We start from the raw sequence: 22,027 nt of genomic DNA on the forward strand, positions 1-22,027 counted from the left end.
ACCGACCGGTATGTTGTTGATGTTCTGTCCCCGGCGGATCGCTTGGCTGAACAATTCCGAAGGAATCCGGAAGCATTCGTGTTGCACTGCACATTGTCGACAATCCGGTCGTGAATCGTTGCCCGACCGGCATTGGCGGAATTGCTTAGCCAAAAGATCGCCGCTATTCTACCGTGCCGCACCGCACTTTCGCTTGGCGGCTGCCCCAAAATAAATTGTTCAGACATGTCCTTGCCAGAAGCGCCTGACGCATCGCAACCCGCGTCCGCCCCGACTTCCCAGCCTGCGCCTGCCCTGGCCGCGAATCAGCCCGGCGCCGCCGCCCCGACTGCCGCCGTGGCCGATCGCCCTCCCGTGCGTACGGTCTTTATCGTCTCGGATGGCACCGGCATCACCGCGGAAACGTTCAGCCACTCGATCCTGGCACAGTTCGAGATGCGCTTCCGCAAGGTTCGCATGCCGTTTGTCGACACGCCTGAAAAGGCACATGTGGCGGTGGGCAAGATCAATGAGGCGTTCTACAACGAGGGCGTACCGCCAATCGTCTTCACCACGCTGGTCAACGCCGAGTCGAACAAGGCACTGCGCCGCGCCAAGGCAATGATCCTGGACATGTTCCAGACCTTCATCGAGCCGCTCGAGAAGGAACTGGGCCTGAAATCGACCCACGCGATCGGCCGCTTCCACCAGAACGCCGACACCGAAGCCTACAAGAACCGCATCGAGGCCATCAATTTCTCGCTGGCGCACGATGACGGCCAGTCGCACAAGAACCTGCAGGAAGCCGATGTGATCCTGGTAGGCGTCTCGCGTAGTGGCAAGACACCGACCAGCCTGTACCTGGCCATGCAATATGGGCTCAAGGCGGCCAACTATCCACTGATTCCCGACGACTTCGAGCGCGGCCGCCTGCCCTCGGCGCTCTATGCCTACAAGCCCAAGATCTTCGGGTTGTCGATTGACCCGCAGCGGCTGACCGAGATCCGTAACGAACGGCGTCCGGGCAGCAAGTACGCGGCAGTGGAGAACTGCCGCTATGAGGTCAACGAGGCGGAAAGCATGATGCGGCGCGAAGGCATCAAGTGGCTTTCGTCCACGCACAAGTCGATCGAGGAGATCGCCACCACGATCCTCCAGGAGATCAAGGTCGATCGCGACAACTACTGAAGCGCTGCAGCAACTAGCATTTTGAGAATCGTCTTCTAGGCCAATGGTGGCTGGGGGAGCAGGATGAAGTCTTTGACCGATTCCTCAACCAGCCCTGACCACCATGACCACGATGACCGCAGACCAGTTTCGCGATTTTCCCGAACCCGATCACTCCCACGCCAGAACACGGCAAACCGGCCGGGCCCGTACCGGTACCGAGCGCCTTCAGGACGCAGGCATCATCTTCGGCGGTATCGCCGTAGCGTTGGCGGGCATCTTCGGCATACTCGAACTGTCCGCCCGCAACGCCAGCCAGGGGACCAATGCCATCATCAGCCGGCTCGATACCCTGCAGTACTCGCAGGTCGAGTTAAACGATCGCGTTGCCAGGCTCGAAGCCAGCGTCGACCAGCGACTCGGCAAAGGGGATGACCGGTCCGAAGCGCGTTTTGACAAGATCGATGAACGCTTCGTGAGGCTCGAAACCAAATTCGATGAACGCTTCCAGAAGGTCGATGAACGCTTCGTCAAGCTCGAAACCAAATTCGATGAACGCTTCGTCAGGCTCGAAACCAAATTCGATGAACGCTTCCAGAAGGTCGATGAACGCTTCGCCAGGCTCGAAACGAAGTTCGATAAACAATTCGAGCGTATGGACGAGAAGTTCGAAAGGATGACCGACGTCCTGCTCCAACTTATCGGACAGAAGGTGGTTCCAGGCAACACCGCAGTGAAGACTGGCAGCCCCGGCAAGCCGCCATCCCGATAGCTGTGGTTATGCCAGTGCGCGTCGCTGCCGCACGGTCTCGAACAGGCATACCGCCGTTGCAGCCGCCACGTTCAGTGACTCCAGGCCACCGGGCTGCGGAATACCGACGGTGCGCGATACGCGCGCCATCCATTCCGCACTGACCCCCGCTCCTTCATTGCCGACCACCCAGCCCACTGGCTGGCGCAGATCGGTATCGAATACGGCAGCATCGGCATGCGAGGACGTGGCCAGCAACGGCACGGCCAGGCGGCTCTCGAGCATCTCCAGTGTGCAGTGCTCGACGATATTGAGATGGAAATTGGCACCCATGCCGGCACGCAAAGTCTTCACCGACCAGGCAAAGGCACAGCCCGTCGTGAGGAATGCATGCGGAATGCCGGCCGCGGCCGCACTGCGCAGGATGGAGCCGACATTGCCGGCGTCCTGAACCCCATCGAGGATGATGCAGTCGGTATCGATCGTGGCAGGCAGGTGACCCGCCGGCGTATCGATAACCAGCAACACGTCAACCCCGTTAGCCACATTGCTGATCTGCGAAAACAGAGCGTCACCGAGCACGACGATACGCTCGGGCTCGATCTGGTCGAGCAACGGCCGTACTTCGGCATGGTCATAGTGACGCTCGCCGATGACGCAGCTCGATGGTTGCCCGCGCGCGGCAATATAGGCCTGGGCCAGATGCACACCGTCGAGCACGGATTGACCGGCCTTGCGGCGTTGGTGGGTCGACCCTATCAGGGCTTTCAGGTGCTTGAACAGCGCGTTGTCGCGCGAGGTGACGTGCTTCAAGGGCTTGCCTTAGAACGAAACTCAGAAAGGCGGCGTATCTTGCGGGACGCGCTGCAGGCGTTCCCTCTCAAGCGCCATGCGCACCGGCGCAAACGAACGCCGGTGATGAGGCGTGGCGCCATGGCGTTCGAGCGCTGCAAAGTGCTGCGGGGTTGGATAGCCGAAGTGGGAATCGAAGCCGTACTCCGGATACTGCGCGTGCAGTTCCAGCAGATTGCGGTCGCGCGCAACCTTGGCCAGGATCGACGCGGCCGAGATGGCACGCACCTTGGCATCGCCCTTGACGATCGCCTCGACCGGGAACGCCACCTGCGGACAACGATTGCCGTCGACCTGGACCAGGTCGGGAATTACTCCGCTCGCGGCAAGCCCTTGCACCGCACGCTGCATGGCCAGCATCGATGCATGGAGAATATTGATCGAATCGATCTCCTCGACGGTCGCGAATGCGATATGCCAGCCCAGCGCACGCTCGCAGATCCGGTCGAACAAGGCCTCACGCTTTGTCGCGCTCAGAATCTTCGAATCAGCAAGACCGCGCACCTGGCGCTCCGGATTCAGCACGACCGCAGCCGCATAGACCGGGCCGGCCAACGGCCCTCGCCCGGCTTCGTCCACGCCACACAGGCGCTGGACTACCGCTACCGTCTGCGACAGTTCGAGCCCAAGCTGGGCCGAAGCGGCGCCCTTGATACGCGCCATCAGCACACTCCCCGGTCATGCATGAGATCCACCACCACGCCGGCGGCCAGATTGGCCGTATCGCGCTTCAGCGTCTGGTGCATGGTCGTGAAATGCTCACGCAGGAACGCGATATTGCCCTCATCATTGAGCTGCAGCAGGGTTTCACGCGCCAGTGCTTCCGGCGTGGCATCGTCCTGCAACAACTCGGGCACCACAAAGCGCCCTGACAGAATATTAGGCAGTCCCACGTAAGGCAGGTAGCCTTGCCGCTTCATGATCTGCGCGGTCAGCCAGGGCACCTTGTACGAGATCACCATTGGCTTCTTGTACAACGCAGCCTCGAGCGTGGCAGTCCCGCTGGCCAGCAACACCACATCGGAAGATTCCATGGCCAGATGCGACTGACCATCCACGACCGTCAGGTCGATCTCGGGATGGCGTGCATGGAGTTCTTCCACAATCTCGCGCAGCCCTTCGCTGGCAACTGGCAGAACGAATGCCAGGTTGCCGTCCATGCGATGCATGCGCGCCATGGCCTCGAAGAACGTGGCGCCAAGGTTGCGCACTTCCGACTGCCGGCTGCCAGGCAGCACCGCGACGATGCGCTTGCCATCCGGCAAGCCCAGCTTGGCGCGGGCACCGGCAACGTCGGGCACCATCGGAATCACGTCGGCCAGCGGATGGCCCACGTAGGTGGCTGGAATGCCGGCCTTTGCGTAGATCTCGGGTTCGAACGGGAACAGGCAGAGAATGTGGTCGACCGCGCGTGCAATGGTACGAATACGTCCACCGCGCCATGCCCAGATCGACGGACTGACAAAGTGCACGACGGGAATACCGGCACGCCGCAGCGGCACCTCAAGCCCGAAGTTGAAATCGGGCGCATCCACACCGATAAAGCACAGCGGTGGCTGCGCCAGCAGCCGCTCGCGAATGGCCCGGCGCGTGGCCAGGATCTCGCGCAACGAGCCAATGACTTCCACATAGCCGTTGACGGAAAGCGTTTCCATCGGCCAGTGCGACACAAAGCCTTGCGCCATCATGCGACGGCCGCCAATCCCGGCATAGTCCACCGACTCGCCGAGACGCGCATTCATTCCTTCCAGTAACAGCGAAGCGAGCAGATCGCCGGACGCCTCACCGGCAACCATGGCGATCGTGCCACGCTTGTTCACATGGGCCTGCGCTTCAGCGGGAAGCGCAGCCTGCACGGCAGCCTCGACCATGTCAGGTTTGAATCAGCGAACGATGCCGCGCTGGGTCGCGGCCAGGAAGTCCACGAACGCCTGCAATGGTACGGCGGTAGTGGCGTCCGTCTGGCCGAGCACTGCCGCAATCTCGTTGCGGGCGTCGTCAAAACTCAGGTCGGACTTGTACAGCAGCTTGTAGGCCTGGCGCAGCGCGGCAATCTGCCCTGCATCAAAACCGCGGCGCCGCAAGCCCTCCACATTGATGCCGTGCGGCGTAGCCTTGTTGCCATTCTTGTCGCTCGCGGCGATCACGAACGGAGGCACGTCCTGCACCAGCGCCGAAGCGCCGCCGAGCATCGCATGGGCACCGATGCGCACGAACTGGTGCACACCGCTCATGCCGCCGAGGATGGCCCAGTCGCCCACTTCCACATGGCCGGCAATCTGGGCGTTGCTTGAGAACACGGTATGGTTGCCCACGCGGCAGTCGTGCGCGATATGGACGTAAGCCATGATCCAGTTGTCGTTGCCGAGACTGGTTACGCCACGATCCTGCACCGTGCCGGTGTGAATCGTCGTGAATTCGCGAATCGTGTTGCGATCGCCAATCTCGAGCCGGGTCGGCTCGTTGGCATACTTCATGTCCTGCGGCACGCCGCCCACCGAAGCGTACGGCCCGATGCGGTTGCCTTCCCCGATCGTGGTATGGCCTTCGATCGTGGTGTGCGATCCGATCCGTGTGCCGCTGCCAATCCGCACATTGGGTCCGACGATCGAAAACGGGCCAACTTCCACGTCGGCAGCGATTTCAGCCTTCGGGTCGATCAGTGCGGTGGGATGGATTTGCGTCATACGTCCTGTCCTGTGCTCTCAGTTCTGCTGGGTTCGGGTTCAATCAGGCTTCGGCCTGCTTGACCGTGCACATCAGCTCGGCTTCGCAAGCCACTTCACCGTCAACGGTGGCGCTGGCCTTGAACTTCCAGATACCGCGGATGTAGCGTTCCACGGTCACGTTCAGGTGCAACTGGTCGCCCGGGTACACCACGCGCTTGAAGCGCGCTCCATCGATGCCGACGAAGTAGTACAGGGCCCCTTCCTTGCGCTCCATGTCCGCGCCGAAGGTAAGCAGGCCGGCCGACTGTGCCAGCGCCTCCAGAATCATGACACCTGGCATCACCGGTTGTTCCGGGAAGTGACCCATGAAGTACGGCTCGTTGATCGTCACGTTCTTCAGCGTCTTGATCCGCTTTTGCGGTTCGAACTCGAGCACGCGGTCGACCAGCAGGATCGGATACCGATGCGGCAGCAGCTTCAGGATCTTGCGGATATCGATATCGGATGCTGTCATGATGATTTCTCTTCGTCTTGTTTGCTGTTGGACCCGGCCGGGGCACCGCGCAGCCGGCGCTCCAGCTGCACCACGCGTTCGCGCAGCTTCGACAGCCCGCGCACGATGGCCGCATTGCGCTCCCACTCGCCATGCGACGTGAACGGGAACACGCTGGTGTAATGCCCACCGGGTTTTGTAATCGACTTGGTAATCGACGTTCCGCCAGACACTGTGGTCCGGTCGGCGATATTCAAATGGCCGGAAAAATTGGCTGCGCCACCGATCACGCAGAACTTTCCGATCCTGGTACTGCCGGAAACAGCAGCGGTGCCGGCAATCACGGTATGGGCGCCCACGTGTACGTTGTGGGCAATCTGTACCTGATTGTCGATCTTGCAGCCATCCTCGATCACGGTGTCGGCCATCGCACCGCGGTCCACGCACGTGTTGGCACCAATTTCCACATCGTTGCCCAGCACCGCCCGGCCCACCTGCGGGATCTTGACGTACTCGACCCCGGCCGGACCGATATCGGGCGCGAAACCGAAGCCATCGGCGCCAATCACCGCCCCGCTATGCAGGATATTGCGCGCACCCACCACGCAACGATGATAGACAGAAACATTGGCGTAGATGAGCGTATCTTCGCCAACTTGCGCTCCTGCGCCGATAAAGGCATTTGCAAGGATCCGCACCCGCTCGCCCAGCCGCGCTCCCGCCTCGATCACCACGTTGGGTCCGATGAAGCAGGAAGCCGGCACCACCGCATCGGGGGCTACCGTTGCGCGCGCGTCAATGCCGACGCGCGGATCGGCATTGGCAACCCGGTCGAAACGCTGCGCCACGCGCGCAAAGCATACATACGGGTTGCGCGCCACGAGCCAGTTGCGACCATCGGCCTGGCCATCGGCGCGAATACGCTCCAGGTCCGCTGGCGAAACGATGATGGCGCCGGCTTGCGAAGCCAGCGCCTGTGCCAGGTACAGCGGATTGGAGAGGAACGACAGGTCGCCGGCGCTGGCCTGGTCGAGCGGGGCCAGGCCACGCACGGCCAGGTCGGGATCACCCACAACCTGCGCGCCGTTCTCGGTGGCGAGCTGACCCAGTGTGGGTGTCTGCATGGCGGTACTTCCTTGAGAAACGAAAGCGGGGGGACTTGCGTCGCCGCTTACTTGCCCGAGCCGCTGTTGAGCGCCTTCATCACGTCATCGGTGATATCGATGCGTGGATTGACATAAACCGCTTCCTGCACGATCAGGTCGTACTTGCGCTGCTCGGCCAGCGAACGGATCACGCGGTTGGCGCGTTCCAGAACCTGTGCCAGTTCCTCGTTGCGGCGCTGGTTCAGGTCTTCGCGGAATTCGCGCTGCTTGCGCTGGAATTCGCGATCAAGGTCGGCCACTTCACGCTGGCGGCGTTGGCGGTCGGCATCGGCCAGCACCGCGGTGTCCTTGTCCAGCTTGTCAGCCATGCCCTTGATCTTCTGGGCCATATCCTGCAGTTCGCGATCACGCTTGGAGAATTCCTGCTCAAGCTTGACCTGCGCGGCCTTGGCCGGCTGCGAGTCACGCAGGATACGCTCCGAGTTCACCGCGGCAATGCGCGCCTCCTGAGCCATCGCCGGGGCCGCCGCGCAAAAGGCCGCAGCGGCCAGCGCGGCCGCGCTCAGGGATTTCATCAGTGGAGTGTGGAGTTTCATCAAACAAATCCTTTACGGGATCAGAATGCGGTACCAATCTGGAACTGGAACCGCTGGACCTTGTCGGTCTCGTCCTTCTTCAGCGGGAAGCCCATGCTGACCTTGAGCGGACCAATCGGCGACAGCCACGACATACCGAAACCGGTCGAGTACTTGAGGGCGCTGAACGTGATCGGTGCACCTTCCTGGTAGACGTTACCGAAGTCGAAGAACGTGAACAGGCGCAGCGTGCGGTCAACACCGGAGCCCGGCAGCGGGAACACGAATTCCACGTTACCGATCATCTTCGATGCACCACCCACCGGGTTGCCGTTCTGGTCCTTCGGGCCCAGCGTGCTGGTCTGGTAGCCACGCACCGAACCGATACCGCCGGCGTAGAAGTACTTGAACACCGGGAACGGCGTGTTGCCGTAGCCATGGCCGTAGGCGACTTCACCGTTGAACGCCAGCGTGAACGACTTCGAGACCGGGTAGAAATACTGCTGCTGCAGGCTGGCGCGATAGTACTGCGTATCGCCGCCCGGCACGCCGATTTCCAGGTTGGCCTGGGTGTAGGGGCCCTTGGTCGGGATCAGCGCACTGTCACGACGGTCACGCGCCCAGCCGATCGTGAACGGGAAGTTGTTGATCGGGTCGCCACTGGCCTTGCCGATCTTCTGCAGCCACGCCGTGTACTGGCTCGGCGTGTTGGTCGACGTATAGACCTGGGTACGTTCGTAGCCGATGCCGAAGAACACCGTGTCGTTCTCGGAGAACGGCACGCCGAACTTGAAGCCGCCGCCGGCCGACACGATCTTGTAGTCCTGGTCACCGGTGTAGTACAGCGGACGCGACGTACGGTAGTAGATGTCGGTCGAACGGCTGATGCCGTCCACCGTGAAATACGGGTCGTATTGCGTCAGCGCGATCGTACGGAACGACTTGGCCGTGTTGACGTCCAGGCCAAGGCTGGTACCCGAGCCGAACACGTTGTCCTGGCGCAGGCCGGCCTGCAGCACGAGCTTGTCGGTCGACGAGAAACCAAGACCCAGGCTGATCTGGCCGGTCGGCTTCTCGGTCACGTTCACGTTCACATCGACCTGGTCAGGCGCGCCGGGCACGTCTTCGGTCGTGATGTTCGTGTCGGTGAAGTAGCCGGTCCGGTTGATACGTGCCTGCGACTGCGTGAGCTTCTCGCTGTCGAACCACGAGCTTTCCATCTGGCGCATTTCGCGGCGCACCACTTCGTCGCGCGTCTTGCTGTTTCCCACCACGTTCACGCGGCGGACATAAACGCGGCGGCCCGGATCGACCATCAGGGTCAGCGCCACTTCGCGCTTTTCCTTGTCGATCTGCGGCTGCGGATTGATCGTGGTGAACGCGTAGCCGTAGGTACCCAGCAGGTCCGTGATGGCCTTGGTACTGCCGGTCAGCTTCTCGGACGAGAAAATGTCGCCCTTCTTGAGCCGCAGCAGTTTCTCCATCTCGTCCTGCTTGCCGAGCAACTCGCCGGCCAGGCGGATGTCGGACACCTTGAACTGCTCGCCTTCGCTGATATTCAGCGTCAGGTAGATGTCCTTCTTGTCCGGCGTGATCGACACCTGGGTCGACTCGATCTGGAATTCCAGATAGCCGCGGTTCAGGTAGAACGAGCGCAGGGCTTCCAGGTCAGCCGTCAGCTTCTGCTTGGAATAGAGATCGTTCTTGGTGTACCAGGACAGCCAGTTCGGCGTCGACAACTGCATTTCGTCGCGCAGCGTGCCTTCCTTGAACGCCTTGTTGCCGACGATATTGATCTGTCGGATCTTGGCGACCGGGCCCTCTTCCACGTTGAACACCACGGACACGCGGTTGCGGTCCACCGGCGTCACGGTGGTCTGGACCTCGGCGGCATAGTAGCCGCGCGCCACGTACTGGCGCTTGAGTTCCTGCTCCGCCTTGTCGATCAGGGCCTTGTCGTAGTAACGCGCTTCGGCCACGCCCACGGCACGCAGCGAACGGCGCAGCGTGTCCTTGTCGAATTCCTTGATGCCAACGAATTCGAGCTGCGAGATGGCCGGACGTTCCTCGACCTGCACGACCAGCACGCCGTCTTCGGCGCGGATCTGCACGTCCTTGAAGAAACCGGTATTGTAGAGCGCACGGATGGCGTCGGCGCCCTTGTCGTCGGTGAAGGTCTCGCCGACACGAACCGGGAGATAGCCGAACACGGTACCCGGCTCCACGCGCTGCAGTCCCTCAACGCGGATATCCTTGACCACAAACGGATCTGCGGCCCAGCCCGCCGGGCTCCAGGCTGCAATAATGGCACTCGTCAGCAATCCTAGCGAGATGCGCTTATTTCTGATCAAAGTCGATCCCCTCTTCCTCATCGATTTCATGCAGGGTATTGGCTATTGGCCCCAGAGCCATTTACGGCTACGCCCGACAATGCCGGCACGACCGATCCTGCCCGGGCGGGAATATAACCCCCGGGATACGACTGCCCACGGCCGACAAGCGTTTCCGGCTGCGCGAATCTAGCCGCGCGCAAGAAACAGTCGGCTGACGTCATTGAATAAAGCGAGTGAGGTCAGGAGCAAGATGCACGCGATGCCGACCTTCTGCAGCATCGCTTGCCAGTGGTCTGGTACAGGCCTGCCAGTCAAAAATTCCACGCAATAATACAGCAAATGCCCCCCATCCAGCACCGGAATAGGTAACAAATTCAGTACACCGAGGCTGACACTGACCAACGCCAGGAAGCTTACGAACGGCTGCCAGCCCATGTTTGCGGCGCGGCCGGCGTAGTCCGCCACGGTCAGCGGGCCGCTCAGGTTCTGTAGCGAGGCCTGCCCCACTAGCATTTTTCCGAGCAATTTCAGCGACAGCGCACTGGTGGTCCAGACCTGGTCCGCCGCACGCGCCAATGCCTGCGCGAACGGGTAACGCACCACTTCGGTCTGCACCGCCTGGTTCAGCGCCGCACCGAGCTTGCCCACCATGGGCGCCTGTGCACCTTCGGCATCGGGCTTGCCGCCAGGTGCCGCATCAAGTTTTACCGGGATATCCAGACGCTGGCCGGCCCGCTCGATGCCAAGCGTGACGTCCTGCCCTGGCCGGGCACGCACCCCCCGGATCAATTCACCGGCCTGCGTCAACGGCTGGCCCTGCCAGGCCACGATCCGGTCACCGGGCTTCAGGCCGGCGCGCTGCGCGGCAGAATCCGGCACGATCTCGGTAATTGTCACCGGCCCGCCCTTCAGCGCGAGGCCAAGCGTGGCCAGCGGGTCCTGATCGGGGTTGCCGCCCGTGTCGGGCAACTTGCCCAGCGCGATATCGCGCTCGGCACCGTCGCCGCCGCGCACATGCAACACAGCACGCGCATCGCCGAATCCTTGGGAAAACACCGCCATACGCAGGTCATTCCAGGACTGTACGGCTTCAGTCTTGTCATTCGCGGTCAGCGACAGCACACGGTCGCCCTCGCGGACACCGGCCTGCGCCGCCGCGGTACCAGCCGCCGGTGCAGCCAGCACGGGCACCGGCTCACGCATGCCGCCGGCAAACAGGACCAGATAGAGCGCAATGGCCAGCGCGAAGTTCGCCAGCGGACCGGCCGCCACGATGACGAACCGCTTGCCCACTGGCTGGCGATTGAACGCACGCGGCAATTCGGCGGCATCGATTGGCGGATCGGTTGCGGGATCACGCTCGCGCTCGTCGAGCATCTTGACGTAGCCACCGAGCGGGATGGCTGCCAGCGTCCATTCCGTGCGGTCACGCCCCTTGCTGACCCAGCGAGCCAGCGGGCGGCCAAATCCGATCGAGAAACGCAGCACCTTGACCCCGCACGCACGGGCGGCAAGGTAGTGCCCCATCTCGTGCACGAAGATCAGGATGCAGAGGGCGACAACGAATGCGATTACGGTTTGCATGGCAATTCACCCTTTCCAGATCCGTCCGGGCCGTGATCGACTCAACGGCGAGGCAGTTGTTTGAGCAGCGCCAGCGCGGCGCGCCGCGCTTCAGCATCGGCCGCCAGCACGCCTTCGAGCGAATCGGCGGCACCTTGCGCCGGTTGCTCCAGCACGCCCTCGACCACGCGCGCGATGTCGGTGAAGCGGATATCGCCGGCAAGGAATGCTTCTACCGTGATCTCATTGGCGGCATTGAGCACAGCCGGGGCCACGCCGCCGGCACGCAGTGCATCGAACGCCAGGCCCAGGCACGGGAAGCGCTCGAGGTCCGGGGTTTCAAAATGCAGGCCGCCACTTATGGTCAGGTCCAGCGGCGTCACGCCCGAGTCGATCCGCTCGGGATAGGCCATGCCGTAGGCGATCGGCGTGCGCATGTCGGGATTGCCCAGCTGCGCCAGCACCGAGCCGTCGTTGTACGCCACCATCGAATGCACGATGCTTTGCGGATGGATCAGTACCTCGATGCGGTCGGCCGGGGCGCCAAACAGCCAGTGTGCCTCGATGACTTCGAGACCCTTGTTCATCATGGTGGCCGAATCGACCGAGATCTTGCGCCCCATCACCCATTTCGGGTGCGCGCAGGCCTGGTCTGGCGTGATGTCGTGCAGCGTGGACGGGTCGCGCGTACGGAACGGACCGCCCGAAGCCGTCAGCAGTACCTTCGACACGCCCGTGCCATAGCGCGGGTCACTGGTCGGCAGGCACTGGAAGATTGCGTTGTGTTCACTGTCGATCGGCAGCAGCGTGGCACCGTGCTCGCGCACTGAGTCCATGAAGATGCCGCCCGACATCACCAGCGATTCCTTGTTGGCCAGCAACACACGTTTGCCGGCGCGCGCCGCTGCCAGCGACGAACGCAGACCAGCCGCGCCGACGATGGCCGCCATCACGGCATCGGTTTGCGCATCCGAGGCAATCGACTCCAGCGCGTCCGGCCCGTGGCTGACTTCCGTCTTCAGACCCGCCGCACGGAGCCTGGCTTCGAGGTCGCGCGCCGCGTCGGCCGAACCCACGACTGCACGCGCGGGACGGAATTCGACGCAGGCCGCAGCCAGCTTTTCCACCTGCCGGTGCGCGCTAAGCGCATGCACGGTGTAGCGGTCCGGATGGCGGCGCACGACGTCCAGCGTGCTTTCGCCAATGGATCCCGTGGCGCCCAGAATCGTAATGCGTTGCATAGAACCAGAAAAATTCAGTTGTGATCAGACCCAGGCCAGCAGCAGCGCCGCCAGCGGAAATACCGGAATCAGCGCATCGATCCGGTCCAGGATACCGCCATGGCCTGGCAGCAGGCGACTGCTGTCCTTCATGCCCACCTGCCGCTTGAGCAGCGACTCGAACAGGTCGCCGATGATGCTCGCCGCCACCAGCAGCGTGGCCAGCACGGCCAGCAGGCCAAGCCCACCCTTGTCGGCGATCAAGGTGTACCACGTAGGCGCGAAAGCATGGCTGGCAGCCAGCCCCAGCGCCAGGATCATTACCAGCAGCCAGCCACCGATGGCACCTTCCCAGGACTTGCCCGGGCTGATGCGCGGCGCCAGCTTGCGGCGACCAATGGCCTTGCCAACGAAATATGCGCCGATATCGGCGGCCCACACCAGCACGGCGGCCGTCAGCAGCACGCCAATGCCGGCTGCGCGCAGCACCATCACGGCATGACCGAACGCCGGCAGCATGATCAGCCCCAGCACCACGCCCAGCGCCGTAAATCCCGGCGTGGCCCTGCGCACACCGCGGGCCAGCAGCACCAGCGCCACGCCCCAGGCCACCACCGATGCCTCAAGCAACCAGTCGATCGCCTGGCCCATCGGAGCCAGGTGCCAGGCAATCATCACCAGCAGGCAGACCACGCCGTAGACATAGGGCCACGGGCGCGGCAAGCCGATCAGGCGACCAAACTCCCAGCCGCCCAGCAGCACGATCACCGCCACCAGCACCGCCAGCGCCGTCGGGGGCGCCAGGAACAGGATCGGCAGGATCAACAGCAACAGGCATACGGCGGTGATGACGCGGGTAAGAAGCATGCGGCTGCGGTTTCCCGTGGTGTGATGTGGATTCGGGCCAGACTCGGGCTCAGGCCGTGCCGGACAGGCCCGGCGCCACCAGTTGGGCACTGGTCCGGCCAAAACGGCGCTCGCGCTGGCGGTACGAGGCAAAGGCCTTGTCGAGCTCGGCGGCATCGAAGTCGGGCCAGAATGTCTCGGTGAAATACAGCTCGGAATATGCGAGCTGCCAGAGCAGGAAATTGCTGATGCGCTGCTCGCCGCCGGTGCGGATGAACAGGTCCGGCTCGGGCGCATAGGCCATTGCCAGGTGCGGGGCCAGCACGGACTCGTCGATCGCCTCGGTATCGAGCATCGGCGATCGGGCCAGCATCTTGCGCATGGCCTGCAGCAGGTCCCAGCGTCCGCCGTAGTTGGCTGCGATGGTTACCGTCAGGCCGCTATTGCCGGCCGTGCGGGCCTCGGCATCCTTGATCAGTTGCTGGATGCGCGGGCTGAAGCGCGCCAGGTCGCCCACCACGCGCAGGCGGATGTTGTTGGCGTGCATCTTGACCACCTCGCGGCGCAAGGCGGTCATGAACAGGCGCATCAGGAAAGAGACCTCGTCGGCCGGACGGCGCCAGTTCTCGGAACTGAACGCAAACAACGTCAGGTACTGGACCCCGCGTGCGGCACACGCCTGCACGACGTCGCGCACCGTGTCGAGGCCACGGGTGTGGCCAGCCACACGGGGCAGATGACGCTGCGTCGCCCAGCGGCCGTTGCCATCCATGATGATGGCAACGTGGCGAGGCACATAGGTGGTGTCGGGAACGCCGAGCGTCGAACTGATGTGCTGCATGGATTCGTGGACGATGTCGGGCAACTCCGGCGGAATGACCGCCGGAACGGCCTTACACCGTCATGATCTCCTTTTCTTTCTCGGCGACGAGCTTGTCGATTTCGGCAACGTAGCGGTCGGTCAGCTTCTGGACGTCGTCCGCGCCGCGGCGCTCGTCGTCTTCAGAAATGTCCTTGTCCTTGACGAGCTTCTTGAACTGCTCGTTGGCATCGCGGCGCAGGTTGCGCACGGCAACCTTGGCACCCTCGGCCTCGCTCTTGACCACCTTGATCAGCTCCTTGCGGCGCTCTTCGGTCAGCGCGGGCATCGGCACGCGGATCACATCGCCCATGGTGGCGGGGTTCAGGCCCAGGTCGGCGTCACGGATCGCCTTTTCCACGGCCTGTACCAGCTTCTTTTCCCACGGCTGCACGGTGATGGTGCGTGCATCGCCCAGGCCAACGTTGGCCACCTGGCTGATCGGCACCATCGAGCCGTAGTAGTCGACCTGAACATGGTCAAGCAGGCCGGTATGCGCACGGCCCGTACGGATTTTCGCCAGATCGGCCCTGAAGGCTTCGATCGACTTCAGCATCTTCTGCTCGGCGCTCTTCTTTGTGTCGGCGACGCTCATGTTTACCTCCGGAAAACAGCCAGACAGGATCCCGCCGGGCGGGATCGAAAATGAATCATTCTACTCTGAGGCCGGACCGAATCCGCATTGTGACGCGGTCCGAACCACTTATACGTGCACCAGCGTACCTTCGTCCTCGCCCAGGATCACACGCTTGAGCGCTCCCGGCTTCACGATCGAGAACACCTTGATCGGCAGCTTCTGGTCGCGGCACAACGCAAAGGCGGTCGCGTCCATGACCTGCAGGTTGCGCGAAATGGCCTCGTCGAACGAGATCGTGGTGTAGCGCGTGGCGCTCGGATCCTTCTTGGGATCGGCGGTATAGACGCCGTCCACCTTGGTGGCCTTGAGGACGATTTCCGCACCGATTTCCGCGCCACGCAGCGCGGCGGCGGTATCGGTCGTGAAGAACGGGTTGCCGGTGCCGGCGGCAAAGATCACCACCTTGCCCTCTTCGAGCTGGCGGATCGCCCGTGGACGGATATACGGCTCGACCACCTGGTCCATGCGCAGCGCGGACTGCACCCGGCCTTCGAGGTCGGCGTGGCGCATGGCATCCTGCAGCGCCAGCGCGTTCATCATCGTGGCCAGCATGCCCATGTAGTCGGCCGTGGCACGGTCCATGCCGGCCGCGCCACCCGCGACACCGCGGAAAATGTTGCCGCCGCCGATGACGACCGCAACCTGGACGCCCAGCTTCACGATTTCGGCAATGTCATTGACCATGCCTTCGATGGTGGCCCGGTTGATACCAAAGGCATCGTCGCCCATGAGGGCTTCACCGGACAGTTTCAGAAGGACGCGCTTGTAGGCTGGCATGTTCACCCTCGGGCTGGTTCTTGATCGCTCGTTTGAACGGATGGATGGGCGCGGGCGGCACGAAGCATCTGCGCACCGGCCGCGCATGAATAGGGAATGCTTGACAGCTGGATAGCCGGTTTTCGCCGTCATCTGCAGGCAACACCCCTTCAAAGGCGCGCTAAACGCAGGTGACTGCGAAAACTGACTGGCCCGGCACGCCTTGCGGCCGTACTTGCATCGCACTTGTGCAGAGGGGCACCTTGCGGCGCCCCTCGGCATTATACGGTGACCGCCGGGTAACCCCTTAAGGAAACCCGTCCGGCCACCCGGACATCAGGCCTTCTGGGCGGCAGCCACCTGGGCGGCCACTTCAGCGGCGAAGTCGTCCTGCTTCTTCTCGATACCTTCACCGACCACATACAGCGTGAAACCCTTCACGCTGGTGTTGACGGCCTTCAGCATCTGTTCGACGGTCTGCTTGTCGTTCTTAACGAACGGCTGGTTCAGCAGCGACACTTCCTTCAGGTACTTCTGGACCGAACCTTCCACCATCTTGGCGGCGATCTCGGCCGGCTTGCCCGATTCGGCAGCCTTTTGCTCGGCGATGCTGCGCTCCTTGGCGATCAGCTCGGCCGGCACCTGCTCGGACGACAGCGACACCGGCTTCATGGCAGCCACGTGCATGGCCACGTCCTTGGCGGCCACTTCGTCGCCGTCGAACTCGACCATCACGCCGATGCGCGTACCGTGCAGGTACGAAGCCAGCTTGCCGCCATTGGCGTAGCGCACGAAGCGACGGATCGTCAGGTTCTCACCGATCTTGCCGATCAGTGCCGAACGCACGGCGTCAACCGTCGAACCGTCCATTTCCAGGGCCGACAGGGCTGCCACGTCGGCCGGAGCCTGCTTGGCCACCAGCTCGGCAACCTTGGCGCCGAAGCCCAGGAAGTCGTCGTTCTTCGACACGAAGTCGGTTTCGCAGTTCAGTTCGACCAGCACGCCGGTGGTGCCGTCGATGAACGTTGCCACGATGCCTTCGGCGGTCACGCGCGAGGCAGCCTTGCTGGCCTTGTTGCCCAGCTTGACGCGCAGCAGCTCTTCAGCCTTGTCCAGGTCGCCAGCGGCTTCCGTCAGGGCCTTCTTGCATTCCATCATCGGCGCGTCGGTCTTTGCGCGCAGTTCTGCAACCATGCTTGCGGTAATTGCCGCCATTTGTCACTCCTTGATTGGTTGGCTTCACCCGCGGCGAATGGTATCCGCGGCGGATGACAACTGAATCTGTTTGCAAAAAAGGGGGCGCCAGAGTGCCCCCTTTTCTTGGTTGCCGTTCGGCAGTGCCGGCGGCCGGTGTATCCCGGCCTCAGGCACGCACGGGCAATCAGCCTTCCTGGACTTCGACGAATTCGTCGTCGCCGCGCACGGCTTCCACCACTTCCTGCACCGCGTTGGCACGGCCTTCCAGGATCGCGTCAGCCACGCCGCGCACGTACAGGGCAACTGCCTTGCTCGAGTCGTCGTTACCCGGGATCACGTAGTCGATGCCTTCCGGCGAGTGGTTCGTGTCGACCACGCCGATCACGGGGATGCCCAGCTTGGCGGCTTCGGTCACGGCAATCTTGTGGTAGCCAACGTCCACCACGAAGATGGCGTCAGGAACGCCGCCCATGTCCTTGATGCCGCCGATGGACTTTTGCAGCTTTTCCATCTCGCGCTCGAACATCAGCGCTTCCTTCTTGCTCATGGTTTCCAGCGCGCCGGCTTCCTTGGCGGCTTCCATGTCCTTCAGGCGCTTGATCGAGATCTTGACGGTCTTGAAGTTCGTCAGCATGCCGCCGAGCCAGCGGGCGTCGACGTAAGGCATGCCAGCGCGGCCGGCTTCCTCAGCCAGGATCTCGCGCGATTGACGCTTGGTACCCACGAAAAGCACGGTGCCGCGGTTTGCTGCCAGTTGACGCACGTACTTCATCGCGTCCTGGAACATCGGCAGGGTCTTTTCGAGGTTGATAATGTGGATCTTGTTGCGATGACCGAAGATGAAGGGGGCCATCTTCGGGTTCCAGAAGCGGGTCTGGTGGCCAAAGTGGCAACCGGCTTCCAGCATTTCGCGCATGGTCACGGACATGTGAGTTACTCCAATAGGGTTGGGTCTGAAGTCCGCCCCGACATTCCTGAAAAGGAACACCCCGGATGGGCGGACCAGCGATTTACAAAAAGTAGATTTCCGAACCTGCCACGCCTCACACGGAGGTCAGCAGCAAGCCAGCCCGCGATTGTAGCAACAAAGGGACCTCCCGCTCAAGCCCCTTATGCATGCCCCAAGAGGAACTGGCCGGCCGCGTCAATCGGACAATGCCCTGTATTTCCCCGCCCCGCCCCCTGCTTTCTCGTCACGAAGGTGAGATAATCCCGCTTTGCGAACAGATTCTGGCGCAGCCTGTGGCTGAGTCATCACATTTCAGGCGAAGCAGCATGAGCATCCATATCAACACCCCCGAAGACGTCGCCCAGATGCGTGTGGCTTGCCGCCTGGCTTCCGAAGTCCTCGACTACATCACGCCGCACGTAAAGCCTGGCGTGACCACCGGCGAACTCGACAAGCTGTGCCACGCCTATATGCGTGACGTGCAGGGCACCGTGCCGGCGCCGCTCAATTATGCGCCGCCGGGCTACCCGCCCTTCCCCGGTGCCATCTGCACTTCGGTCAACGATGTGATCTGCCATGGCATTCCCGGCGACCGCGTGCTCAAGAGCGGCGACGCCGTGAACCTGGACATCACGGTCATCACCAAGGAAGGCTACTACGGCGACACGAGCCGCATGTTCATCGTTGGCGAGGCATCGATCCTGGCCAAGCGCCTGGCGCAGATCACCTACGAATGCATGTGGAAAGGCATCCAGCAGGTACGCAATGGCGCACGCCTGGGCGATATCGGCCATGCCATCCAGGTGCACGCCGAAGGTGCGGGCTACAGCGTGGTACGCGAATACTGCGGCCACGGCATCGGCAAGGTATTCCACTCGGACCCGCAGATCCTGCACTATGGCCGCCCGAACACCGGCATGGAAATCAAGACCGGCATGATCTTCACGGTGGAACCGATGATCAACGCCGGCCGTCGCGATATCCGCACGATGCCCGACCACTGGACCGTCAAGACGCGCGACCGCAGCCTGTCGGCGCAGTGGGAACATACGGTTCTGGTGACCGAGACCGGATACGAAGTGCTGACGCTTTCGGAAGGCTCGCCCGTTCCGCCCGCGTTCATCACCGACGCCGTCGCGGCCTGATCCACATCGAACGTCAGGGCGCCCTCCAAGGCGCCCTTCTTCTTCCAGCCGTGCCCACGCCCTCCCTCGCCCAACCCATGGACACCACGCCGGAACTGCTGCTCTGCCAGCGCATTCGCGACAAGCTCAAGTCCGACAAGCAGGCGCTGTTTGCCGAATTCGATGCAAACAACCTGGTTACCCCGCTGGTCACGAAGCTGCGTCGCGCCGTCGACGCCGCATTGATCGATGCATGGACTGGCCTGGGACTGCCCGATGACGCGGCGCTGGTGGCCGTGGGTGGCTACGGCCGCGGCGAGCTGTTCCCGTATTCGGATGTCGACGTACTGGTATTGCTGCGCAGCGAGCCCGATACCGACACCACCACCCGGCTCGAACGCTTCATCGGCCTGTGCTGGGACCTGGGCCTGGAGATCGGCTCGTCGGTGCGCACGGTTGATGATTGCATCCGCGAGGCAGCGGCCGACATCACGATTCGCACCTCGCTGCTCGAAGCCCGCCTGCTGACCGGCAGCAAGCCGCTGTTCGATTCGATGCAGGCACGCTACCTGGCGGACATGGATGCGTCCGATTTCTTCCAGGCCAAGCTGCTGGAACTGCGCCAGCGTCACGCCAAGTACCAGGACACGCCCTACGCGCTGGAGCCGAACTGCAAGGAAAGCCCCGGCGGCCTGCGCGACCTGCAGGTGATCCTGTGGATGACCAAGGCCGCGGGCCTTGGCGACAGCTGGAAGGAACTGTTCGAACGCGGGCTGCTGACCGAGCGGGAAGCCCAGGAGCTGACGCGCAACGAACGCCTGCTGCGCACCATCCGCGCGCGCCTGCACCTGCTGGCGGGGCGTCGCCAGGACGTACTCGTATTCGACCTGCAGACCGCGCTGGCCGAATCGTTCGGCTATCGCCAGACCACGCACAAGCGCGCCAGCGAACAGCTGATGCGCCGCTACTACTGGGCAGCCAAGGCGGTCACGCAGCTCAACATGGTGCTGCTGCTGAACATCGAGGCCATGCTGTTCCCGAGCGAGTCCATGGTCACGCGCGTGATCAACGAGCGTTTCGTGGAGCGCCAGGGCATGCTCGAGATCACCAGCGACGACCTGTACGAGCAGAGTCCGCATGCCATTCTGGAGACGTTCCTGCTGTATGAGCGCACGCCCGGCGTCAAGGGCCTGTCGCCGCGTACGCTGCGTGGGCTGTACAACGCGCGCACGGTGATGGATGCAAGCTGGCGCAACGATCCGGAAAACCGGCGCCTGTTCCTGGCCATCGTGCAGGAACCGCAGGGCATCACGCATGCACTGCGTCTGATGAACCAGACCAGCGTGCTGGGCCGCTACCTGATCAACTTCCGCCGCATCGTCGGACAGATGCAGCACGACCTGTTCCACGTCTACACCGTGGACCAGCACATCCTGATGGTCGTGCGCAACATGCGCCGGTTCGCGATCGTCGAGCATACGCACGAATTTCCGTTCTGCAGCCAGTTGATGGCCGGCTTCGACCGGCCGTGGGTGCTGTGGGTGGCGGCGCTGTTCCACGATATCGCCAAGGGCCGCGGCGGCGATCATTCGAAGCTTGGCACGGTCGATGCGCGCCGCTTCTGCAAGCAGCACGGCATTGCGCGCGAGGACGCGGACCTGATCTCCTGGCTGGTCGAGAATCACCTGACCATGAGCCATGTGGCACAGAAGCAGGACCTGACCGACCCGGACGTCGTCAAGTCGTTCGCGCAGGTGGTGGGCAACGAACGCTACCTGACCGCGCTGTACCTGCTGACCGTGGCCGATATCCGCGGCACCAGCCCGAAGGTCTGGAATGCGTGGAAGGGCAAGCTGCTCGAAGACCTGTACCGCATCACGCTGCGTGTGCTGGGTGGCGCCAAGCTCGACCAGCATTCGTTGTGGGCCCAGAAACGCGAGGACACCATCGCGCAACTGCGCCTGAACGCGTTCGATCCCGAACTGGCCAGGCCGTTGTGGGACAAGCTCGACATGTCGTTCTTCATGCGGCACGATGCGCGCGACATTGCCTGGCTGACGCGGCACCTGTTCAACAAGGTGAACAGCGTGGACCCGGTGGTCAAGGCGCGCGTATCGCCGGCCGGCGAAGGCTTGCAGGTAGTGGTCTACATCAAGGACCAGGTCGACCTGTTCGCGCGGATCTGCGGCTACTTCGAGCGCAAGGCGTTCTCGATCCAGGACGCCAAGATCGAGACCACGCGTGACGGCTATGCACTGGACACGTTCCAGATCACCGACCCCGGCCTCGATGGCGACTATCGCGACATCCTGACGCTGGTCGAACACGAACTGACCGAGCGCGTGCGCCTGGAATGCCCGCTGCCCGACCCGACGCAGGGCCGGCTGTCGCGCCAGTCGCGCAGTTTTCCGATCAAGCCGCGCGTGGACCTGCGCCCTGACGAGCGCGGCCAGTACTACCTGTTGTCGGTGTCCGCCAACGACCGCACCGGCCTGCTGTACGCGATTGCCCGCGTGCTGGCCAAACATCGCGTGTCCGTGCATTCGGCACGCATCAACACGCTCGGCGAACGCGTGGAAGACGTGTTCCTGGTCGATGGCTCGCGCCTGACCGCCGACAACCGATTGCAAATTCAGCTTGAGCAGGATTTGCTCGACGCGCTGGCCATCTGAATCCACCGATGACCGGCGCGCGAGCGCTTGGAACGATATGACCGATAGCAATTCCCCCGGCCGCAAGACGCTGGGCATCAAGACCTCCGCCACGGGCACGCCGCGCAAGCAGAGCCGCCCGGTACGCGTATCAGACCTGAACCGCAAACGTGTGCAGGAGGTGGTCACCGGCATCAAGCAGGCCAAGGAGCGTTCGTCCGACAAGGACAAGCGCCGCCCCGCGCCAGCCGAGGGCGCTCCGCGCCAGGATCGGCAGGCCCGCCCTGCCCGCCCGCGTCC

General features: G+C 62.9%; 19 protein-coding genes and 2 pseudogenes. 5 read left to right on the forward strand and 16 right to left on the reverse strand.

Translation table 11 applies throughout. The annotated features are described in order from the left end of the window. Nucleotides 1–354: 354 nt before the first annotated feature. Both ppsR and ACO550_RS26035 read left to right on the forward strand, forming a co-directional pair. The gene (gene ppsR / locus ACO550_RS26030) at nucleotides 355–1,167 is read left to right on the forward strand and encodes a posphoenolpyruvate synthetase regulatory kinase/phosphorylase PpsR (RefSeq protein ID WP_485995013.1); all 813 of its coding nucleotides are present in this window, start codon (nucleotides 355–357) and stop codon (nucleotides 1,165–1,167) included. 103 nt (nucleotides 1,168–1,270) lie between these two features. Next, nucleotides 1,271–1,918: a hypothetical protein gene (locus ACO550_RS26035; RefSeq protein ID WP_315597215.1), complete on the forward strand. Its 648-nt coding sequence runs from the start codon at nucleotides 1,271–1,273 to the stop codon at nucleotides 1,916–1,918. A 6-nt stretch (nucleotides 1,919–1,924) separates the two neighbouring features. Here ACO550_RS26035 and ACO550_RS26040 read toward each other — a convergent pair whose 3' ends face one another. From ACO550_RS26040 to rpsB, 16 genes and pseudogenes are all read right to left on the reverse strand, one after another. Further along, complete coding sequence (locus ACO550_RS26040) at nucleotides 1,925–2,710, reverse strand: TrmH family RNA methyltransferase (protein ID WP_315597214.1); 786 nt, start codon at nucleotides 2,708–2,710, stop codon at nucleotides 1,925–1,927. A 126-nt stretch (nucleotides 2,711–2,836) separates the two neighbouring features. After that, nucleotides 2,837–3,412 (reverse strand): annotated as a pseudogene (locus ACO550_RS26045) (ribonuclease HII); the annotation flags it as partial. After that, on the reverse strand, nucleotides 3,412–4,545 hold the full coding sequence (lpxB, locus tag ACO550_RS26050) for a lipid-A-disaccharide synthase (protein ID WP_485995014.1): 1,134 nt from the start codon (nucleotides 4,543–4,545) through the stop codon (nucleotides 3,412–3,414). The pseudogene ACO550_RS26045 and the gene lpxB, both read right to left, overlap by 1 nt. A gap of 87 nt (nucleotides 4,546–4,632) precedes the next feature. Beyond that, nucleotides 4,633–5,436 carry an acyl-ACP--UDP-N-acetylglucosamine O-acyltransferase gene (lpxA, locus tag ACO550_RS26055; protein ID WP_315597211.1) on the reverse strand — a complete coding sequence of 268 codons (804 nt, stop codon included), beginning with the start codon at nucleotides 5,434–5,436 and terminating at the stop codon, nucleotides 4,633–4,635. Between the two features lie 43 nt (nucleotides 5,437–5,479). Further along, nucleotides 5,480–5,932 carry a 3-hydroxyacyl-ACP dehydratase FabZ gene (fabZ, locus tag ACO550_RS26060; RefSeq protein ID WP_061958372.1) on the reverse strand — a complete coding sequence of 151 codons (453 nt, stop codon included), beginning with the start codon at nucleotides 5,930–5,932 and terminating at the stop codon, nucleotides 5,480–5,482. Further along, nucleotides 5,929–7,035, reverse strand: a complete 1,107-nt coding sequence (gene lpxD / locus ACO550_RS26065; RefSeq protein WP_315597210.1) for a UDP-3-O-(3-hydroxymyristoyl)glucosamine N-acyltransferase — start codon at nucleotides 7,033–7,035, stop codon at nucleotides 5,929–5,931. The genes fabZ and lpxD overlap by 4 nt, the downstream gene beginning before the upstream one ends. Nucleotides 7,036–7,082: 47 nt before the next feature. After that, nucleotides 7,083–7,613, reverse strand: a complete 531-nt coding sequence (locus ACO550_RS26070) for an OmpH family outer membrane protein (protein WP_315597209.1) — start codon at nucleotides 7,611–7,613, stop codon at nucleotides 7,083–7,085. 20 nt (nucleotides 7,614–7,633) lie between these two features. Beyond that, nucleotides 7,634–9,943 carry an outer membrane protein assembly factor BamA gene (gene bamA, locus ACO550_RS26075; RefSeq protein ID WP_485995010.1) on the reverse strand — a complete coding sequence of 770 codons (2,310 nt, stop codon included), beginning with the start codon at nucleotides 9,941–9,943 and terminating at the stop codon, nucleotides 7,634–7,636. 168 nt (nucleotides 9,944–10,111) lie between these two features. Beyond that, nucleotides 10,112–11,509 carry an RIP metalloprotease RseP gene (gene rseP / locus ACO550_RS26080; RefSeq protein ID WP_315597207.1) on the reverse strand — a complete coding sequence of 466 codons (1,398 nt, stop codon included), beginning with the start codon at nucleotides 11,507–11,509 and terminating at the stop codon, nucleotides 10,112–10,114. Between the two features lie 41 nt (nucleotides 11,510–11,550). Beyond that, nucleotides 11,551–12,729 carry a 1-deoxy-D-xylulose-5-phosphate reductoisomerase gene (gene ispC / locus ACO550_RS26085; protein ID WP_315597206.1) on the reverse strand — a complete coding sequence of 393 codons (1,179 nt, stop codon included), beginning with the start codon at nucleotides 12,727–12,729 and terminating at the stop codon, nucleotides 11,551–11,553. 24 nt (nucleotides 12,730–12,753) lie between these two features. Then, nucleotides 12,754–13,575, reverse strand: coding sequence for a phosphatidate cytidylyltransferase (locus tag ACO550_RS26090; RefSeq protein WP_315597205.1), 822 nt, complete (start codon nucleotides 13,573–13,575; stop codon nucleotides 12,754–12,756). Nucleotides 13,576–13,624: 49 nt separating this feature from the next. After that, nucleotides 13,625–14,395: an undecaprenyl pyrophosphate synthase gene (gene uppS, locus ACO550_RS26095; protein ID WP_315597204.1), complete on the reverse strand. Its 771-nt coding sequence runs from the start codon at nucleotides 14,393–14,395 to the stop codon at nucleotides 13,625–13,627. Between the two features lie 52 nt (nucleotides 14,396–14,447). Further along, complete coding sequence (gene frr / locus ACO550_RS26100) at nucleotides 14,448–15,008, reverse strand: ribosome recycling factor (RefSeq protein WP_315597203.1); 561 nt, start codon at nucleotides 15,006–15,008, stop codon at nucleotides 14,448–14,450. A gap of 108 nt (nucleotides 15,009–15,116) precedes the next feature. After that, a complete protein-coding gene (gene pyrH, locus ACO550_RS26105) occupies nucleotides 15,117–15,827 on the reverse strand; it encodes a UMP kinase (RefSeq protein ID WP_315597202.1) in 711 nt (236 codons plus the stop codon). Nucleotides 15,828–16,142: 315 nt separating this feature from the next. Beyond that, the gene (gene tsf, locus ACO550_RS26110; RefSeq protein WP_315597201.1) at nucleotides 16,143–17,021 is read right to left on the reverse strand and encodes a translation elongation factor Ts; all 879 of its coding nucleotides are present in this window, start codon (nucleotides 17,019–17,021) and stop codon (nucleotides 16,143–16,145) included. Between the two features lie 166 nt (nucleotides 17,022–17,187). Continuing rightward, nucleotides 17,188–17,931 carry a 30S ribosomal protein S2 gene (gene rpsB, locus ACO550_RS26115; protein WP_315597200.1) on the reverse strand — a complete coding sequence of 248 codons (744 nt, stop codon included), beginning with the start codon at nucleotides 17,929–17,931 and terminating at the stop codon, nucleotides 17,188–17,190. Between the two features lie 347 nt (nucleotides 17,932–18,278). On the opposite strand from rpsB, the gene map reads away from it, so the two are divergent. From map to ACO550_RS26130, 3 genes and pseudogenes are all read left to right on the forward strand, one after another. Further along, complete coding sequence (map, locus tag ACO550_RS26120) at nucleotides 18,279–19,097, forward strand: type I methionyl aminopeptidase (RefSeq protein WP_315597199.1); 819 nt, start codon at nucleotides 18,279–18,281, stop codon at nucleotides 19,095–19,097. A 77-nt stretch (nucleotides 19,098–19,174) separates the two neighbouring features. After that, nucleotides 19,175–21,748: a [protein-PII] uridylyltransferase gene (locus tag ACO550_RS26125; protein WP_315597198.1), complete on the forward strand. Its 2,574-nt coding sequence runs from the start codon at nucleotides 19,175–19,177 to the stop codon at nucleotides 21,746–21,748. Between the two features lie 37 nt (nucleotides 21,749–21,785). After that, a pseudogene (locus ACO550_RS26130) lies at nucleotides 21,786–22,027 on the forward strand (pseudouridine synthase); the annotation flags it as partial.

It is taken from the genome of Cupriavidus sp. (assembly GCF_057315035.1).

Bases quoted from the DNA above. Each gene is read 5' to 3' on its own strand.
- map (WP_315597199.1), top strand. From the start codon at position 18,279: ATGAGCATCCATATCAACACCCCCGAAGACGTCGCCCAGATGCGTGTG.
- lpxB (WP_485995014.1), bottom strand. From the start codon at position 4,545: ATGGTTGCCGGTGAGGCGTCCGGCGATCTGCTCGCTTCGCTGTTACTG.
- rpsB (WP_315597200.1), bottom strand. From the start codon at position 17,931: ATGTCCGTGACCATGCGCGAAATGCTGGAAGCCGGTTGCCACTTTGGC.
- pyrH (WP_315597202.1), bottom strand. From the start codon at position 15,827: ATGCCAGCCTACAAGCGCGTCCTTCTGAAACTGTCCGGTGAAGCCCTC.
- ACO550_RS26125 (WP_315597198.1), top strand. From the start codon at position 19,175: ATGGACACCACGCCGGAACTGCTGCTCTGCCAGCGCATTCGCGACAAG.
- lpxA (WP_315597211.1), bottom strand. From the start codon at position 5,436: ATGACGCAAATCCATCCCACCGCACTGATCGACCCGAAGGCTGAAATC.
- ACO550_RS26070 (WP_315597209.1), bottom strand. From the start codon at position 7,613: ATGAAACTCCACACTCCACTGATGAAATCCCTGAGCGCGGCCGCGCTG.
- uppS (WP_315597204.1), bottom strand. From the start codon at position 14,395: ATGCAGCACATCAGTTCGACGCTCGGCGTTCCCGACACCACCTATGTG.
- rseP (WP_315597207.1), bottom strand. From the start codon at position 11,509: ATGCAAACCGTAATCGCATTCGTTGTCGCCCTCTGCATCCTGATCTTC.
- fabZ (WP_061958372.1), bottom strand. From the start codon at position 5,932: ATGACAGCATCCGATATCGATATCCGCAAGATCCTGAAGCTGCTGCCG.
- lpxD (WP_315597210.1), bottom strand. From the start codon at position 7,035: ATGCAGACACCCACACTGGGTCAGCTCGCCACCGAGAACGGCGCGCAG.
- ispC (WP_315597206.1), bottom strand. From the start codon at position 12,729: ATGCAACGCATTACGATTCTGGGCGCCACGGGATCCATTGGCGAAAGC.
- tsf (WP_315597201.1), bottom strand. From the start codon at position 17,021: ATGGCGGCAATTACCGCAAGCATGGTTGCAGAACTGCGCGCAAAGACC.
- ACO550_RS26035 (WP_315597215.1), top strand. From the start codon at position 1,271: ATGACCACGATGACCGCAGACCAGTTTCGCGATTTTCCCGAACCCGAT.
- ACO550_RS26090 (WP_315597205.1), bottom strand. From the start codon at position 13,575: ATGCTTCTTACCCGCGTCATCACCGCCGTATGCCTGTTGCTGTTGATC.
- frr (WP_315597203.1), bottom strand. From the start codon at position 15,008: ATGAGCGTCGCCGACACAAAGAAGAGCGCCGAGCAGAAGATGCTGAAG.